Consider the following 16,190-nt stretch of genomic DNA (forward strand, 5'->3'; position numbering starts at 1 on the left):
CTTTTGATTAAAACTTTTCAAATGGTTGAATGAGATTGCAAGATCAGTATATAAACAAAAAACGTTCTGATTGAAGAACGTTTTTGTTTATTTTTGTTATATTAGTATTACGAAATGAAACAGGAATGGAAAAGCTAAGAGAAAAATCTGCCATATTGGTTAGCCAGCAAACATTAGAATTTGAAAGATACCTTTTAAAAGAAATCAATTGGAAAAATAGATTGATCTGTATTCTTGGCGCTAGAGGTACTGGGAAAACTACTACTTTATTGCAAAGGTTAAAAATAATGGCTTCAGCACCAGATGAATCTTTGTATATCAGTCTTGATGATATTTATTTTTCTACGCATAGTCTAATAGAAACAGCCGAGGCCTTCAGACAGCAAGGTGGAAAGTATCTTTTTATCGATGAAGTACATAAATATCCTGGATGGGCTAGAGAGATAAAAAATTGCTATGATTTTTATAAAGATTTGAATATTGTAATCACTGGATCATCAATTATCGAAATGCTTGGTCTTGAAGTCGATTTGAGCAGGAGGGCCAGGGTTTATGAGTTAAACGGCTTATCGTTCAGGGAATTTCTCTCATATAACCAGAATGTAATTCATCCGGTTGTTAAACTGGATGATGTGCTAAAAAATCATACAGAAATTGCTAGTGGGCTTAATCACATTAAGCCCATTAAAGCGTTCAAAGAATACCTTAATTTTGGTTATTACCCGTTTTTTAAGGAAGATCCTGAAAGTTATTTTATACAATTAACACAAGTGGTAAATCTGATTATTGGATACGACCTTGCTTTTATACAAAGTGTTGACAAGCATCAGATTAGAAAAATATATCAGCTTCTAGGCATTTTAGCAGCTCAGGTTCCTTTTAAGCCAAATATTACCAGCCTGGCCAATACATTAGAGATGGGTAGGGCCACACTAATCCAATGCCTGCATTATTTGGAAAAAGCAAAATTGATACAACAGGTTTATTTAGAAGGTAAGGGAATGGGGGCTCTGGAAAAACCTTCAAAACTATTACGATAATCCAAATCTATTTGATGCGCTTTCATCAAATCCGGCAAATGAAGGTAGTAGAAGGGAGTGCTTTTTTGTAAATCAACTGAGAAATACTGGTCATCAGGTCAGCCTTGCTAAAGCAGGTGATTTCATTGTTGATGGGCGGTATGTTTTTGAAGTTGGTGGGGCTAAAAAGAAATTTGACCAGATTGCAGGTCTTTCAAACGGATTTATAGCGGCAGATGATATCGAAATTGGAGCTGGAAATCGGATTCCTTTATGGATACTTGGTTTAATGTACTAATAATAGGCTTACGTTTTACAGATTTTTTTTTTTTTTTTTTTCATTTTTTATTGCGAATAATAAGCGGATTTCTTGATAATTTGAGGTCGCTTGTCGAACCCTTCAATATTACCTGTTTTAATATGTACTATATTGAAGGGATTTGTATCAGAATGAAATATCCAAAATCCTTGAGCCCAACTATGAAAGAGGAGTGTTTGATAGACACCTTGGATTAATCAAAGGGGAAAAGTAGAATAGGGTAAAGAATAGAGCTTCAAATCATGAAGCATATTTTTAGCTTTAGAATATTCAGAAGTAATATCTCTATTTTTGTTAGCTGAATTTCTATCTGAACTCTTAACTCTGCAGTTTTTCAAATTCCAGTCATCTTTTGCACACCGCGTTATAACTTTCTTTATCTTTTTATCATCTATTGTGTACATAAGTATCACAGGATGAGTGTTATCTGTGTAAATCTTTGATGTGTATAAGTGGACCCGAATGTTGATTTTCATAGTGTGCAGCTTTAACTTTAGAGTGGTGTGCATAATGTTGCACACTTTTAGTGTGGAGGATTGTTACTGATAGTGGTTGTTTGATTTAAAAATAGTCTTTAAATAGCAAAGGAGCGACAATTGCCACTCCTTGCTTTTAATCCGTGGAGCCGAAGGGGTTCGAACCCTTGTCCAGTTGCGTGGCAAATTATGCCTTCTACATGCTTATTTTCCACTCTATTTTCGGATCAGACGGGCCGGAAACCTACCTTGCCTTTCTCCTTAGGTATTTTATCTTACAACTGTACCATACCTTACAATTGCCAGCGTAATTATTTCGATGCCCCTGATTCCGGCCTAAAAACGCAGCAGCCAGAGGGACAAAAGCTATTTAATTCTAAATTAAGCAGCTAAGGCGTAGTTATTTTCGCCAATCAAAGTGTGAACGTTCACTTTTAAGTGCTCCCCGTACAACGCACTGCATGCTAACATACGTACCTCCGCCCTGTCAAATCCAAAACGGCCCCAATACGTACAAATATTTGTGGTTAACTACTCCTTTTCAAATATCCGTTGCGAATTTACGAAATATTATGCCAATTTCTATATAAAAGAGTCATTTAAGCCATTAATCGAGAATTCGGTTAATAATCAGTAGCTTACATTATAGATTTTAACTATTTAATATAGAAATAATTGATTGTGATTATTTCATTCAATATCCTAAATTTATGGTGCTTTGATTATCGAGGCGTAAGAATTATTTGATATATAAACTTATAAAATATGGAAAGTGAATCAAATGACATCAGCAAATGTCCATTTCATAATGGCAGCATGAAGCATAATGTTGGCGGTGGCGGCACCCGGAATAACGATTGGTGGCCCAACCAGTTAAAGCTGAGTATCCTGCGTCAGCATTCTTCTTTATCAAATCCGATGGGTGAAGATTTTAATTATGCCGAAGCTTTTAAAAGCCTCGACCTTGCAGCTGTGAAAAAAGACCTTCATGTGCTCATGACAGATTCACAAGACTGGTGGCCTGCAGACTTTGGTCACTATGGTGGTTTGTTTATACGCATGGCATGGCATAGTGCGGGAACTTATCGTGTGGGTGATGGACGTGGAGGTGCTGGTGCAGGGCTACAGCGTTTTGCTCCGCTTAACAGCTGGCCCGATAACGTAAGTCTGGATAAAGCCCGCAGATTACTCTGGCCAATTAAACAAAAATATGGCCGTAAAATTTTCATGGGCTGATCTGATGATCCTCACCGGTAACATCGCACTTGAATCAATGGGGTTTAAGACCTTTGGCTTTGCCGGTGGACGTGAAGATGTCTGGGAAGCAGACGAGTCTGTGTATTGGGGCAATGAGACCACCTGGCTGGGTGGCGACCTGCGTTATGCACATGGTTCACCCGGTGTGGATGGGCATGGAGTATTAGTGTCAGAAGACGATGCTGATGGTGACATCCACTCCCGCAATCTGGAAAAACCACTTGCTGCTGTACAAATGGGGTTAATCTATGTGAACCCTGAGGGGCCCGATGGTAATCCTGATCCTATAGCTGCGGCCAAAGATATCCGCGATACATTTGGCAGGATGGCCATGAATGATGAGGAAACGGTAGCACTAATAGCTGGTGGCCATAGCTTTGGGAAAACTCATGGCGCAGCGTCTGCTGATCATGTAGGCAAAGAGCCTGAAGCTGTTGATACTGAAATGCAGGGCTTAGGCTGGAGCAACAACAGTTATGGTTCTGGTAAAGGTGCAGATGCGATTACCAGCGGACTGGAAGTAATATGGACTAAAACACCCACTCAATGGAGCAATAATTTTTTCGAAAATCTGTTTGGCTTTGAATGGAAATTGTCTAAAAGTCCGGCTGGTGCACACCAATGGGTGGCTAAAGACGCAGAAGCTATTATTCCTGATGCGTTTGATAGCTCAAAAAGACATCTGCCGACTATGCTTACTACCGACCTTGCTTTAAGGCTTGATCCGGTTTACGAAAAAATATCGCGTCGCTTTTTCGAAAATCCTGAAGAGTTTGCAGATGCTTTTTCGCGTGCATGGTATAAATTAACGCACCGTGATATGGGGCCTATTGCACGTTATCTGGGGCCGGATGTGCCACAGGAGGAATTGCTTTGGCAGGATCCTATTCCAGCGGTTGATCATATACTGATAAATGAAAATGATATTGCAGCATTAAAAGCAAAAGTATTGGAATCAGGTTTAAGCATATAGCTGAGCTGGTTTCCACAGCATGGGCTTCGGCTTCCACCTTCCGTGGTTCTGACAAACGTGGTGGTGCCAATGGTGCCCGCATTCGCCTTGCTCCACAGAAATACTGGCAGGTGAATAATCCGGCACAATTACAAAAAGTATTGGATATCCTGGAAGGTATTCAGAAGGAATTTAATGCCGCACAGACAGATAATAAAAAAGTTTCGCTAGCAGATTTGATCGTACTGGCAGGTTGTGCGGGTGTTGAAAAAGCAGGGAATGGCATTAAGGTTCCTTTTACACCCGGCCGTATGGATGCCTCGCAGGAACAAACTGATGTAGAATCATTTGGTTACCTGGAGCCTGCTGCTGACGGTTTCCGTAACTACCGTAAATCTAAAATACCTGTATCTACCGAAGAACTACTGATAGATAAGGCTCATCTGCTCACACTTACAGCACCTGAATTAACCGTGCTAGTGGGGGGGATGCGTGTACTTAACACTAATTTTGAGATCTGAATATGGTGTTTTCACATCACGTCCGGGTCAGCTTACCAACGATTTCTTTGTAAATCTGCTCGACATGGGCACAGTATGGAAAGCAGTATCAGAGGATAGAGAACTTTATCAAGGCAGCGACCGTACCACTGGTGAAATGAAATGGAAAGGTACCCGTGCGGATCTTGTTTTCGGTTCTAATTCAGAATTGAGAGCTGTTGCTGAAATATATGGAAGCGCAGATGCTCAGGACAAATTTGCGGCGGACTTTGTGGCCGCGTGGAATAAATTGATGAATCTGGACAGATTTGATTAATAATAAAAAAGGCACCGGATTACGGTGCCTTTTTTATTCTGTTGAGTGGAGCCGAAGGGGTTCGGACCCTTGTCCAGCTCATACGTAAATTGTGCTAATTGATAATCAAACCTTACGCACCCTTCTCCACATACTCTTTCAAAGATTTGCCAATAATTCCAGTCCATCCTGCAGCAAAACTTTCCTTAGCAAAAGAAGGTTGTTTTGTGGGAAGGTTTCCAATCCTTCATGAGTAAGTTTTAATCTTGTCTGATCTCCCTCAGGAAATAACTCAAAACTAACATGTGAATCACCGTGGTAATCTTTATATTTCCAGCTATAACTCAGTTTCTTATTAGGTATAACCTCCGTTATTTTACACAAATGTGTGTACAGTTTGCCTTTATCTCCGGCATCAAAAGTAAACTCAAAACCTTTTTCAAGCTTAAATTCTGACAGATCAAAATACCACTGCTTCATCTCATTTTTGTCAGTAATGGCTTTCCAGACTTTTTCTACAGGTGCATTATAAGTCCTTTCAATTACAAATGGTTGGTTTTTCATGTTATTGATTTTTAGATTTATTTTTGTTTTTAGTTTTATCTGATTCAATAGGAGCAGAGGATATATCCTTCGCTAAGAAAGTTCCCAGAGCATCCAGTTTTGCTGTCCAGAATACGCGGTACTGCTCAATCCACTCAGAAACTTCATTCAGTTTTCCAGTTTTGCTTCACAGATTCTTTCTCTTCCCTGCTGTTTGATGGAAACCAGTCCGCATTCTGTCAATATTTTTATATGTTTTGAAATTGCAGGACGGCTAATTTCAAAATTATCAGCTACTGCATTCAGATTTAAAGACTGATTTGCAATCATGTTCAAAATCTCTCTGCGCGTAGGGTCGGCAATTGCCTGGAAAACATCTCTTCTCATTGGTGTTTGATTAATTATGTAATCGTTCGGTTACAAATATAAATGAAACCTTTTGGTTACGCAAGTAATAAGATGAAAAAATAAATGTTATATGATAACCTGTAAGTTATTAATTGATACTTCTCTGTTTATTTTTCTTATGTTGCGATTAGAGATCATTTGCATATGAAATTATTATTGGTGGAAGACACATCTGAGCTTGCAAAAAGTATAGCCGATTACCTCAAACAAGAAAATTATATCTGTGAGATTGCAAAAACTTTTGATCAGGCCAGAGAAAAGCTGGTGCTTTTTTTTTACTTACGACTGCATTATACTTGATATTATGCTGCCCGATGGGAACGGAATTAACCTGCTTAAACTGATCAAAAAAGAAGGTATCGAGAGTAGTGTAATTATCATTTCTGCACAGAATGCACTTGATTTTAAAATTACCGGGCTTGATGAGGGGGCTGATGACTATATCACAAAACCTTTTCCTTTACCAGAATTACATAGCCGGATAAAAGCTGTAATGCGCAGAAAAGTTCCGGGAAAGAATCACCAGCTTACATTTGCAGAAATCACAGTTGATCTTCAATTATTGGAATGTCAGGTCAATGAGACCCCAATTAGCTTAACAAAAAAAGAAATAAATCTTCTAATCTACTTGATTAATAATCAAGGGAGAGTACTTACCCGTCAGGCAATAGCTGAGCATTTATGGGGTGATTATACGGATAACCTTGATAGCGTAGATTTTGTTTATCAGCATATCAAAAACCTCCGTAAAAAAATTACTGATGCAGGTGGCGTTGATTATATATCAGTACAGTTTATGGCTTTGGCTACAAGTTGAATCCGCGTAAAACTTAAACATGAAAATCAATTATAAATATACAATAGCCTATACAGTTATCACCTTTGTGGTGTTAAATATAGGGTTTGCTATTGTGTATTCAGCCATTCGTCGTGGAGCAGTCCAGTCTGTTGCGGGTAAATTGGAAAACCTCAACCAGATTATTGCGCGGCATATGGGACAGCAAAGTGTACCTCTTGATTTCGTTCCCGGGAAAAATGTAAAGATTAAACTTTTTGCTGTTCAGGATTCATTAACTAATCCTGAATCGGTAAAGATTCAAAAAGAGTGGAGTGATGAAGTAGAAGCTATAGTTCCTATGGTTTATTTTTCCTCTTACCCAATGGTTAATGGAAAACAGTATACAATTTCCAGCAAGGCAATGCTTGTAGAACCGGATGATATCTATCTTACGGGTATTATTCTTGTCTTTGCCTGGACTTTCGTTTTTTTTTTAATAGCATTAGTTATCCTTCTTAGTGAATTGATATCATGGCATATATTAAAACCTTTCAATGATACCCTTGATGCTATTCAGCAATTTGAAATCGATCAGGAAAATACAATTAATATACAGGAAACGCAGACAACGGAGTTTCGTGAACTCAATAATTTCCTGGTTAAAATGTCTGGTAAAGCGAAGAACAGTTATATTGCACTTAAGGAATTTTCAGAAAATGCGTCTCATGAACTTCAAACGCCAATAGCGACTATGAAGGCCAAAATAGAATTACTCATGGAGTCTGAGTTAGAAGAAATGCAGGCTGCAATGCTTTCAGACATCCATGATGAGCTGGAAAAACTGGCCAAAATAAACCATTCACTAACCTTACTGGCAAAATTAGAAAACTACAATTCCGATTTAAGCAGCCGGATTGATCTGAGTGCTATCCTATCCGGGAAAATTATAGGGTTCACTGATTGGATGGAAATGAGAGAAATTAATCTGGAAATAGCTATCGAACCTCAGGTGACAATTGCTTTGGATGAGTCGCTCGCTGTATTAATGCTCAATAATCTGATTAGTAACTCAATCCGTCATAATGTCCCTTCTGGTAAAATTGTAATCCAGTTAACTTCAACAGAACTGAAGATCAAAAATACTGGTAAAGCACCCGGGATTCCTATCAGTGAATTATTCGGACGATTCAAAAAAGGGAATAGCGAACGCGATTCTATAGGTATTGGACTGGCTATCGTTAAAAAGATATGTGAGTTGTATGGTCATCAGATTAGTTATGAATATGCAGGTGGATGGCATTCTCTCACTTTAGTATTCAATCAAATTTCAAAGGTTTTATAAGTTTTCTTCAAAATTTCTATAAAATCATTGCTTTACTTTATATGGTAAACCATACTACTAAAAATATTAACCTATGAAACGACAGACCGATTTACCAGCTATCAAACAATTAACTGATGAAAATCAGGAATCTCCTAAAATTTCGAAACAAAGATTGAAAGCTATTTTCGGTGGTTCTGTAGGAAACCTGGTTGAATGGTATGACTGGTACGCTTATTCTGCATTCGCAATATATTTTTCTTCCTCCTTTTTTCCTTCCGGTAGTTCAACTGCACAGTTATTAAACACTGCGGGCATTTTTGCCCTGGGTTTTCTAATGCGCCCGATAGGCGGATGGATGTTTGGTCGTATTGCTGATAAAGTGGGTCGTAAACAAAGTATGACACTATCCGTATTACTGATGTCTTTAGGATCATTACTGATTGCATTGACTCCCACATTCAAAACAATAGGGCTTTTAGCGCCGGTATTATTATTGGTGGCGAGATTATTACAAGGATTGAGTGTTGGTGGTGAATACGGGGTGTCCGCAACGTACCTGAGTGAAATGGCAACTAAAAACAGACGTGGCTTCTATTCCAGTTTCCAGTATGTTACGCTAATTGGCGGACAGCTTATTGCATTAGGTATACAGATCATCCTTCAAAGAATAATACTTACGAAGAACAGCTGATTTCATGGGGATGGCGCATTCCTTTTGTCATTGGGGCGATACTTTCTGTAGTCGCTTTATATCTTCGTAAAAGTCTGCATGAAACAAAAGCGTTTGAAGCGCAGAAGAGTAAAAAGGATGATAGCAGCGGAACAATCAGAGAGTTGTTGAAACATCCTAAAGCTATATTTACTGTAATAGGGCTTACACTGGGAGGAACACTTGCATTTTATACTTACACAACTTACATGCAGAAATTCTTAGTCAATACCGTGCATCTTTCCAAAGGAGAAGCTACATTACTATCTTTTTTCTCCCTATTTATCTTTGCAGTATTACAACCTTTATTTGGTAGTCTTTCTGATCGTATTGGCCGTAAACCATTACTGATTGGTTTTGGTGTTCTGGGGACTATTTTTACTGTGCCTTTACTGACAACGCTTAGCCATACAACTTCACAATGGGGGGCCTTCTTTCTTTTATTGGCAGCATTGATTATTGTAAGGGATATATACAAGTATTAATGCAATTGTGAAAGCAGAGTTGTTTCCGGCACAGATCAGGGCGCTGGGAGTAGGATTACCTTATGGGATTACGGTAGCCATATTTGGAGGTACAGTTGAGTATTTAGCCTTATGGTAAAAAAAGATAGGACATGAACCTTACTTCTACTGGTATATTACTGGTTGTATATTTATGTCACTGGTCGTTTATGTATTTATGAAGGATTCAAAAGAAACATCAAAATTGAACGAGGATCAGGATGGCTAAATAAATACTAACCTATTTTGTGTGGGTCAGATGTATAAAAAAGGTGCTGTCTTTAAAAGACAGCACCTTTTTTTTTTATACATCTGACCAGTTTTCTGAGATCGGAATTTATGTTGTAATATCTTAGAATTTATAAGTTACCCCAGCTCCAAAAATCTGTTTTACCTGTAAAGCTTTTTTGTCTCTCTTTACTCCATTGTCAAGATAAGGGATTTTAGTTTTATCATCATAGATCAATTGTACACCCGCATTAACAGTTACAAATTTGTTCACTTTCATAAAAAGATTAGCGGTATAATCAGTATAAATATTTCCTGGTTTATCTAAGTAATCAGAATATAGTTTTAAAGTGTTTTCTAAACTGATGTTCTCAAGCAGATTTACTTTATAGTAAGCATCTAATGAGGCACCAAATTGGAATTTGCTCTTTTTACCAGGGTCAACACCAAAAGCACCAGCGTTAGAAAGGCTATCATTTTGAACAATAATCACACGTGCAGCAGCAGGCGAAATATTAACTCTGAAATTATCAGAACGTTTATAAGCAAAACCAGGCCCGAAGGTCAGGTAAGCAGGTGCAAGAAAATCAGAGATTATACTTCTTGAATTTCCTGTATAATTATACCCCTTTGCAAACTGAGTCTGGAAATTCGCATAAAAAGTATACAACCAATATTTAGATGCCTGACGCCCCAGCAAACTATTCAAAATGATTCTGTCATCATTTTTACGTGTACCAATATCCTGTTGTTTACTCAGCCCGTAACCTAAAATCACTTTGTTATCCCAACTCCAGACATCCTTTTTATAATTGAAATCATAGTTAAACAGAATATTTCCTGCAACTGAATTTACACCACCAGAAGACCAGTTAGAGAAGGAACTCTGATTAATTAATAGTGTATTTTCCCCATGAATAGTCCACGTTTTTGTGGTATCAATTTTAGGGGCGACCTGTGCGTAGCCAATCAGACTGATGCCAGCAAATGCTAATGATAGGATAAGTTTTTTCATGATGCAGATTTAATTTTTGAAATTATTATATGTAATAGATGGGCCAAATATCACTATTTATTATTATTTCTCCCAATCAGCCAATGTTTTGAACAATTTGGATAGGTTGAAATGGATGTTGATGAAATAAATATTCTAATTATATAACTTATAATCTTAATTACTAAATCGAATTTTAAAGACTCCGTTATGTTCCTTAAAATTTCAATCATCAACGCTTCAATTTTTTTTTTTTGATAGAAATTTCCATTAGATTGCTTCTAATTGGTTGTCGAAATCAATCTGCTGTTTTTATTATAATGTCTGACACAACTCTTATTATATCCTTTCAAAATGGAGATAGAAATGCCTTCAAGCATTTCTATGATTCATTTTACAAGCATCTGTGCCTTTTTGCAACTGGTATAACAAATGATGAAATTGCAGAGGATATCGTACAGGATTCTTTTGTTAAGTTATGGGAGCGAAGAGAGAAATTTGAAACTCAGGATGCTATTAAAGCTTTTTTTTTTTTATATCTCACTACAAAAAATGCCTGTATTAATAGCTATAAACATCAGCAGGTAATACACAAACACCAGGAGTCAATTCCAGATGATATAGAACATATTAATATTTCTCATCGGATAATTGAAGCAGAAGTCCTGTATGAAATTCAGACCGCAATAAATCAATTACCAGAAGGGTATAGAAAGGTCATCTATTTGGGTTATTATAAAGGAATGAGTAATCAAGAAAATAGCAGACCATTTAAAAGTATCAATCAATACCGTGAAAACCCAAAAAGTTCGGGGTCTAAGGATTCTGAGAAATATACTTAAGAATCCATTCTGCTGGCTTTTTCTGCTGGAAAGACTCCGATAATCTATCTTTTTTTTTTTATAATTTATTTCTATAAGCTGTCACCCGTTTGGAGTGTGATGCTGTTTGTATAACAAATCAACCAATATAAGCCCAATGGAAACAAACGAATATGATTCTCATATCGCCATATTAATCAGTAAACTTTTAAAAGGTGAAATCACACCTGATGAAAATGTATTGCTGGGAAATTGGGTAAATAATCAAGATGAAAACCGTCAGCTTTTTAATAAACTTTTAAACCCGGAATATCTTCAGGCACAGCTTGACCATACAGCTCTCATTGATACTAAGACTGCCTGGAATAAGATAGAAGATAAAATAGAAAACAAAGTAAAAGATCAGCTCTCTGTAAATAAACCATATTCAAGATTACTTAAATATGCAGCTGTAATTTTCCCATTTCTTTTAGTTACCGCTTTGTTATTTTATGTAAATAATAAAAAGCAAGAGCAATTGAAAAATGGCCGTGACCAGCAAACGGTTCAGGTTCCTCAAATTCAACCAGGTGGTAAACATGCAGTTTTGATATTGAGCAATGGAAGGAAAGTCGAGCTAGGATCAGAGAATAAACAAACTATCAAAGAAGAAGATGGGACATCTCTAAATAATAGAAATGAGATTCTTGCTTACAACGGGAGACATGAGCCTGTTGCAAATCGTAAAATATTGTTCAATACGATCGCTATTCCCAGAGGAGGAGAATATCAACTCATTTTAGAAGACGGAACTAAAGTCTGGTTGAATTCTTCATCATCACTCCGTTATCCTACAAAATTTACCAAAACTGACCGTATCGTTTATTTAACCGGTGAAGCTTATTTTGAGGTCGCTAAAAACAAGTCTGCTCCTTTCCTTGTCAAAACCAGTAGAACGTGTACAAGTATTAGGTACTCACTTTAACGTTGCAGCTTATGATGATGAGCCTGTGGTTAAAACGACTTTACTGGAAGGTTCAGTAAAGTTAAGAAGTCAAAATACTTCGGGCTTATTGAAACCCGGTGAGCAGGGGAGTATTAATGCTAATGGAGAACTCAAAGTGATCCAGAGAGTTGATCTGGAAGAGGTAACTGCATGGAAGAATGGCTTCTTTCAGTTTGAAAATGCAAATATTGTGCAGATTATGACTAAAGCAGCCCGCTGGTATGATATCAATGTTAAATATGAAGGTAAAATTCCAACTACACTGCTTTCTGGAAAAGTATCAAGGAATGTAGACTTGTCCGGACTAATCAATATCATGCAATTCGAGGGGATTCACTTCAGAATTGAAAAGAATAATATTACAATTATCAATTGATAGAAATGCTCATGAAACAAGGCTAGTCTATCGAAAAAAGAATCAACAAAACCAGTTATAAACCTAAACCAAAGTCCATGAAAAGAAAACTACTACCAGTCCGCTAAAATTTCCGGGTGCTCTTAAATAAAAAAAACCGGGAGGTGTTCTCAGCACTTTCCCGGCTAAAATCTGGGCTCCCTAATAAAGGAATGACGAATTAGAACTCACGTTTAACCCAAACTTCACGAAATTATGAAATTTAAATCTAAGTCTACGGCTGTGGAATGGCCCGGCGTACCTAAAATTTTACTGGCTATGAAATTACTTGCTATTATAATGTTTTTAGCGCTTACACAAGTGAGTGCCAAAAGCTATAGCCAAAATATCACACTCAATGAAAAAGATGTAAACATTGGGAAGATTATACATCTTATAGAAAAGCAAAGTGGTTATCATTTTATATATGATAATAAACTTGACCTGGTGAAATTAAGAGTATCCAAAATATTTCTCCAGAGTACTTCGATAGATAAAGTCCTTGATGCATGTTTTGCAGATCTGCCTATAAGCTATAAAATAATTCAGAACACCATTGCTCTGAAAATGAAAGAAAGAAGAAGTAGTTGATCGAGAGATAGTCCGGATAAAAAAGATTACAGGAGTTATAACTGATAATAAAGGACAAGGTATTCCCGGTGTAAGTGTGAAGGTCAAGGGAACTACTACTGTCGCTGTTACAGATAGCAAAGGGTTATATGCTATTAATGTCCCTGATGTTTCCAGCGTACTTGTTTTTACTTATATAGGTTTTACTGCTCAGGAACTCATTGTAGGGAACAAATCGGAAATTAATGTTGTGCTGCAAGAGTCCCAGGTTGCATTGGATGATGTGGTAGTGGTCGGTTATGGAACAACCAAACAAAGAAACCTGACTACAGCAGTTGTTAGAGTGAAATCTGAAGATCTGAATACCAGTACGGCGTCTAATTTTCAACAAAGTTTACAAGGTAAAGCCGCAGGGGTTCAGGTTATACAAGCAACCGGCCAACCGGGAGCAGGAGTTGCTGTTCAGATACGTAGTAATCCTTCTAAAGCAAATGCAGGCGTATTATATGTGATTGATGGTGTGCCAGTTAATGATGCTGCAGAAACACCAAATGGTGTTGGTTATTATGGAAAGGGAGGGGTAGATCAGTCTCCGCTTAACTTCATCAACCCAAATGATATCGAATCCATTGATTTCCTGAAAGATGCAAGTTCTGCTTCTATCTATGGTGCCCGGGCAGGTGCTGGTGTGGTTTTAATTACGACAAAAAAAGGTAAAGAAGGTAAAACGAGAGTTGATTACTCTGTATCGTATGGTATACAGAATGTCGATAAGATGTACAAAGTCCTGAATGCAAAAGATTATATGAATCAACGTAATCTTCTTGCTGAAGAGGTATGGTACAGAACAAATAAAATAGCGCCTTATTATGGTACAGTAGATCCTGCATCTGTGACTCCTTTTAAACAGCTGTACTCCGCCTCAGAAATTGCTGCGACAGTAAATGGAAAGTCAGCACCTGATGCCATTACAAGGGGAGGATATACAGAACAGCAGCATAACCTATCTATTTCTGGCGGGACTAATAAAACCAGTTACTTATTATCTGCAAATTATTTCAATCAGAAAGGCGTAGTTATAGGTAGTGATTATAAAAGATATAATGGGCGCTTAAATCTTGAGCAAAGTGTATCTGATAAAATTAAAGTCGGTGGGAATGTGATCATCTCTAATTCTACGACTGGTAATGTGATTACCGGTGGGGAAAATGAGGGAGGAGGTATTCTTACAGCAGCTATTTACTGGCCGGCAAATTTGCCTTTAAGAGACGAAAATGGGGGATATCCGCTAAATCCATTTTATAAAAAAAACATACCTAATCCATTATCTTATGAAACAGTAACTGATAACACAGATGCACTACGTTTACTGGCAAATGGGTATGCAGAATGGAGTATTCTGCCGGAGTTAAAGGCCAGGATGAATGCTAGTTTTGATCAGTCAAATTCCAAAAGATCGGCCTATTTGCCTATCACATTTTTATATGGGAGTACTGCCAATGGGCGATGCGAGCATAACACAGACCTCTGCCAAAACTAAACTATTTGAATATACCTTAAATTACAATAAGGTGTTTGGAGAAAGACACAGTTTTGGTGCTCTTGCAGGGTATTCTTATAATAATACAGTTTGGCAGGGCTTTAGTGCAGGCAATAAGTCGTTCTTTTCTGATGTACAGAAGTATTATAATCTAGGCGCAGGCCAAGCCGCTCAGCCAACGGTCGGTTCTTCACAAAAAGAAAAAACCTGGGCCTCTTATTTTGCCCGGATAAATTATACCCTGGATAGTAAATACTCCGTACAGGCTTCTATTCGTCAGGATGGTGCGTCGAATTTTGCAGACAATAAAAAATGGGGTTATTTTCCTTCTGTTTCGGCGAGCTGGTTAATTTCTGAAGAAGATTTCATTAAGCCTATTCATCAAATTACTTCCATAAAGCTTCGTGCAGGATATGGAGAGACAGGAAACAGTAATTTTGATGGTTCAGCTTTTCAGCAATATGGAACGGCATTAACGGGATATTTTGGTCAGGGTGTACCAGTTACCGGCGTTAATATATCCCAGGCAGCGAATCCTAATCTGACATGGGAAACTGTAGGTGAATTTAATATTGGTTTAGACCTTGGTCTATTTAATAACCGAATTACAGGCTCAGTAGATTATTTCAATAAATCTATCAGAAACATAATCTCATTTGTTTCCTATCCATCTGATTTTATCATTGGAGGGGTTTACGCCAACTCTGGAACTACTAAATCTGTAGGGTATGAATTCGGCTTACAAACAAAAAACATTGTTTCAGCGGATAGAGGTTTTACCTGGTCTACAAATCTGAACTTCTCTCACTACTTAAATTACTGGAAAAAAAGAGCCGATATAGCTTTAAAAACATTACCTAAATATCTTCCGGTTTCGGGTAAAGATGCTTTATTTAATGCAATTGAAGGATATCAGGCTGGCGGTTTATTTACTGGCAAATACGGTACTGCACCAGCATGGATGCCAGGAATGCTGCCGGGAGGAATAATCCTGAATGATACTAATGGCTTTGATACCAGTGGAAACCTGACCGGAAAGCCGGATGGTTTAATATCTGCTGCTGACCTATCCATTATAGGAAACTTAGACCCGAAATTTAGTTTTGGAATAGGAAATACTTTCACTTACCGGAATTTCGACTTAAGTATTTTCATGTCCGGTGCTAAACAAATGAAATATTCGCCCTATGCAAGCGCAAATGCCGATTTAGAGAAGTCGTTATTCTCTTTTGGCTGGAACACGATGCCTGTAGTAGCAGAACGATGGAGTGTTAATAATCCTGATGGTAATTTTCCAACAGCTTTATCAGATAGCTATAAGCATCAGGAAAATACTTATTGGCTGGTTGATGCTACCTATTTACGATGCAGAAATATAACACTAGGGTATAAAATGCCTCAAAGTCTGATTGCGAGACAAAAAATAGTATCAAGTATCAGATTATCATTTGATGTGCAAAATGCATTCACTATTACTAAATACCCAGGTTTAGATCCTGAATTAGATGCGAAGAATCTATACCCATTAGTGAAAAGTTATGTTTTTGGTCTAAGTGCTTCATTTTAATTTAATTA

The 16,190-nt window shown here is 37.5% G+C and carries 18 protein-coding genes, 1 other RNA gene and 1 pseudogene; 15 read left to right on the plus strand and 5 right to left on the minus strand.

The window, feature by feature from the left end; genetic code table 11:
* Positions 1 to 125: 125 nt before the first annotated feature.
* A complete protein-coding gene (locus tag ACWYN3_RS37270; RefSeq protein WP_456218702.1) occupies positions 126 to 1,040 on the plus strand; it encodes an ATP-binding protein in 915 nt (304 codons plus the stop codon).
* A gap of 495 nt (positions 1,041 to 1,535) precedes the next feature.
* Here ACWYN3_RS37270 and ACWYN3_RS37275 read toward each other — a convergent pair whose 3' ends face one another.
* Entirely contained in the window at positions 1,536 to 1,847 is a 312-nt protein-coding gene (locus ACWYN3_RS37275) for a hypothetical protein (protein WP_456218703.1), read from the minus strand.
* Between the two features lie 108 nt (positions 1,848 to 1,955).
* Positions 1,956 to 2,320: a transfer-messenger RNA gene (gene ssrA, locus ACWYN3_RS37280) on the minus strand.
* A 553-nt stretch (positions 2,321 to 2,873) separates the two neighbouring features.
* On the opposite strand from ssrA, the pseudogene ACWYN3_RS37285 reads away from it, so the two are divergent.
* The 3 genes and pseudogenes from ACWYN3_RS37285 (at position 2,874) to ACWYN3_RS37295 (ending at position 4,839) form a co-directional block, all read left to right on the plus strand.
* Positions 2,874 to 4,044, plus strand: a pseudogene (locus ACWYN3_RS37285) (peroxidase family protein).
* Between the two features lie 5 nt (positions 4,045 to 4,049).
* A complete protein-coding gene (locus tag ACWYN3_RS37290) occupies positions 4,050 to 4,544 on the plus strand; it encodes a peroxidase family protein (protein WP_456223284.1) in 495 nt (164 codons plus the stop codon).
* Complete coding sequence (locus tag ACWYN3_RS37295) at positions 4,534 to 4,839, plus strand: hypothetical protein (protein ID WP_456218704.1); 306 nt, start codon at positions 4,534 to 4,536, stop codon at positions 4,837 to 4,839. The genes ACWYN3_RS37290 and ACWYN3_RS37295 overlap by 11 nt, the downstream gene beginning before the upstream one ends.
* Before the next feature lie 138 nt (positions 4,840 to 4,977).
* Here ACWYN3_RS37295 and ACWYN3_RS37300 read toward each other — a convergent pair whose 3' ends face one another.
* Positions 4,978 to 5,382 (minus strand): SRPBCC family protein, encoded by a 405-nt coding sequence (locus ACWYN3_RS37300; protein WP_456218705.1) that lies wholly within the window; start codon positions 5,380 to 5,382, stop codon positions 4,978 to 4,980.
* A 147-nt stretch (positions 5,383 to 5,529) separates the two neighbouring features.
* Complete coding sequence (locus ACWYN3_RS37305; RefSeq protein WP_456218706.1) at positions 5,530 to 5,748, minus strand: ArsR/SmtB family transcription factor; 219 nt, start codon at positions 5,746 to 5,748, stop codon at positions 5,530 to 5,532.
* Positions 5,749 to 5,913: 165 nt separating this feature from the next.
* Between ACWYN3_RS37305 and ACWYN3_RS37310 the strand changes: the two genes are divergently transcribed.
* The 5 genes from ACWYN3_RS37310 (at position 5,914) to ACWYN3_RS37330 (ending at position 9,065) form a co-directional block, all read left to right on the plus strand.
* A complete protein-coding gene (locus tag ACWYN3_RS37310; RefSeq protein ID WP_456218707.1) occupies positions 5,914 to 6,069 on the plus strand; it encodes a hypothetical protein in 156 nt (51 codons plus the stop codon).
* Between the two features lie 4 nt (positions 6,070 to 6,073).
* Entirely contained in the window at positions 6,074 to 6,586 is a 513-nt protein-coding gene (locus ACWYN3_RS37315; protein ID WP_456218708.1) for a response regulator transcription factor, read from the plus strand.
* Positions 6,587 to 6,605: 19 nt separating this feature from the next.
* Entirely contained in the window at positions 6,606 to 7,889 is a 1,284-nt protein-coding gene (locus ACWYN3_RS37320) for a sensor histidine kinase (protein WP_456218709.1), read from the plus strand.
* A gap of 73 nt (positions 7,890 to 7,962) precedes the next feature.
* A complete protein-coding gene (locus ACWYN3_RS37325) occupies positions 7,963 to 8,562 on the plus strand; it encodes an MFS transporter (protein ID WP_456218710.1) in 600 nt (199 codons plus the stop codon).
* A 38-nt stretch (positions 8,563 to 8,600) separates the two neighbouring features.
* Complete coding sequence (locus ACWYN3_RS37330) at positions 8,601 to 9,065, plus strand: MFS transporter (RefSeq protein WP_456223285.1); 465 nt, start codon at positions 8,601 to 8,603, stop codon at positions 9,063 to 9,065.
* A gap of 370 nt (positions 9,066 to 9,435) precedes the next feature.
* Here ACWYN3_RS37330 and ACWYN3_RS37335 read toward each other — a convergent pair whose 3' ends face one another.
* A complete protein-coding gene (locus tag ACWYN3_RS37335; RefSeq protein WP_456218711.1) occupies positions 9,436 to 10,326 on the minus strand; it encodes a DUF3078 domain-containing protein in 891 nt (296 codons plus the stop codon).
* A gap of 299 nt (positions 10,327 to 10,625) precedes the next feature.
* Here ACWYN3_RS37335 and ACWYN3_RS37340 point away from each other — a divergent pair, with 299 nt between their 5' ends.
* The 6 genes from ACWYN3_RS37340 (at position 10,626) to ACWYN3_RS37365 (ending at position 16,182) form a co-directional block, all read left to right on the plus strand.
* Positions 10,626 to 11,147, plus strand: coding sequence for an RNA polymerase sigma factor (locus ACWYN3_RS37340; RefSeq protein WP_456218712.1), 522 nt, complete (start codon positions 10,626 to 10,628; stop codon positions 11,145 to 11,147).
* A gap of 136 nt (positions 11,148 to 11,283) precedes the next feature.
* Positions 11,284 to 12,090 carry a FecR family protein gene (locus ACWYN3_RS37345; RefSeq protein WP_456218713.1) on the plus strand — a complete coding sequence of 269 codons (807 nt, stop codon included), beginning with the start codon at positions 11,284 to 11,286 and terminating at the stop codon, positions 12,088 to 12,090.
* Positions 12,044 to 12,487, plus strand: a complete 444-nt coding sequence (locus tag ACWYN3_RS37350) for a FecR family protein (protein ID WP_456218714.1) — start codon at positions 12,044 to 12,046, stop codon at positions 12,485 to 12,487. The genes ACWYN3_RS37345 and ACWYN3_RS37350 overlap by 47 nt, the downstream gene beginning before the upstream one ends.
* Before the next feature lie 234 nt (positions 12,488 to 12,721).
* Entirely contained in the window at positions 12,722 to 13,096 is a 375-nt protein-coding gene (locus ACWYN3_RS37355; RefSeq protein ID WP_456218715.1) for a hypothetical protein, read from the plus strand.
* A gap of 37 nt (positions 13,097 to 13,133) precedes the next feature.
* Entirely contained in the window at positions 13,134 to 14,615 is a 1,482-nt protein-coding gene (locus tag ACWYN3_RS37360; protein ID WP_456223286.1) for a SusC/RagA family TonB-linked outer membrane protein, read from the plus strand.
* Positions 14,560 to 16,182 carry a SusC/RagA family TonB-linked outer membrane protein gene (locus ACWYN3_RS37365; protein WP_456218716.1) on the plus strand — a complete coding sequence of 541 codons (1,623 nt, stop codon included), beginning with the start codon at positions 14,560 to 14,562 and terminating at the stop codon, positions 16,180 to 16,182. Before ACWYN3_RS37360 ends, ACWYN3_RS37365 begins: the two co-directional genes overlap by 56 nt.
* Positions 16,183 to 16,190: the final 8 nt, after the last annotated feature.

This window comes from Pedobacter sp. NJ-S-72, assembly GCF_053890575.1.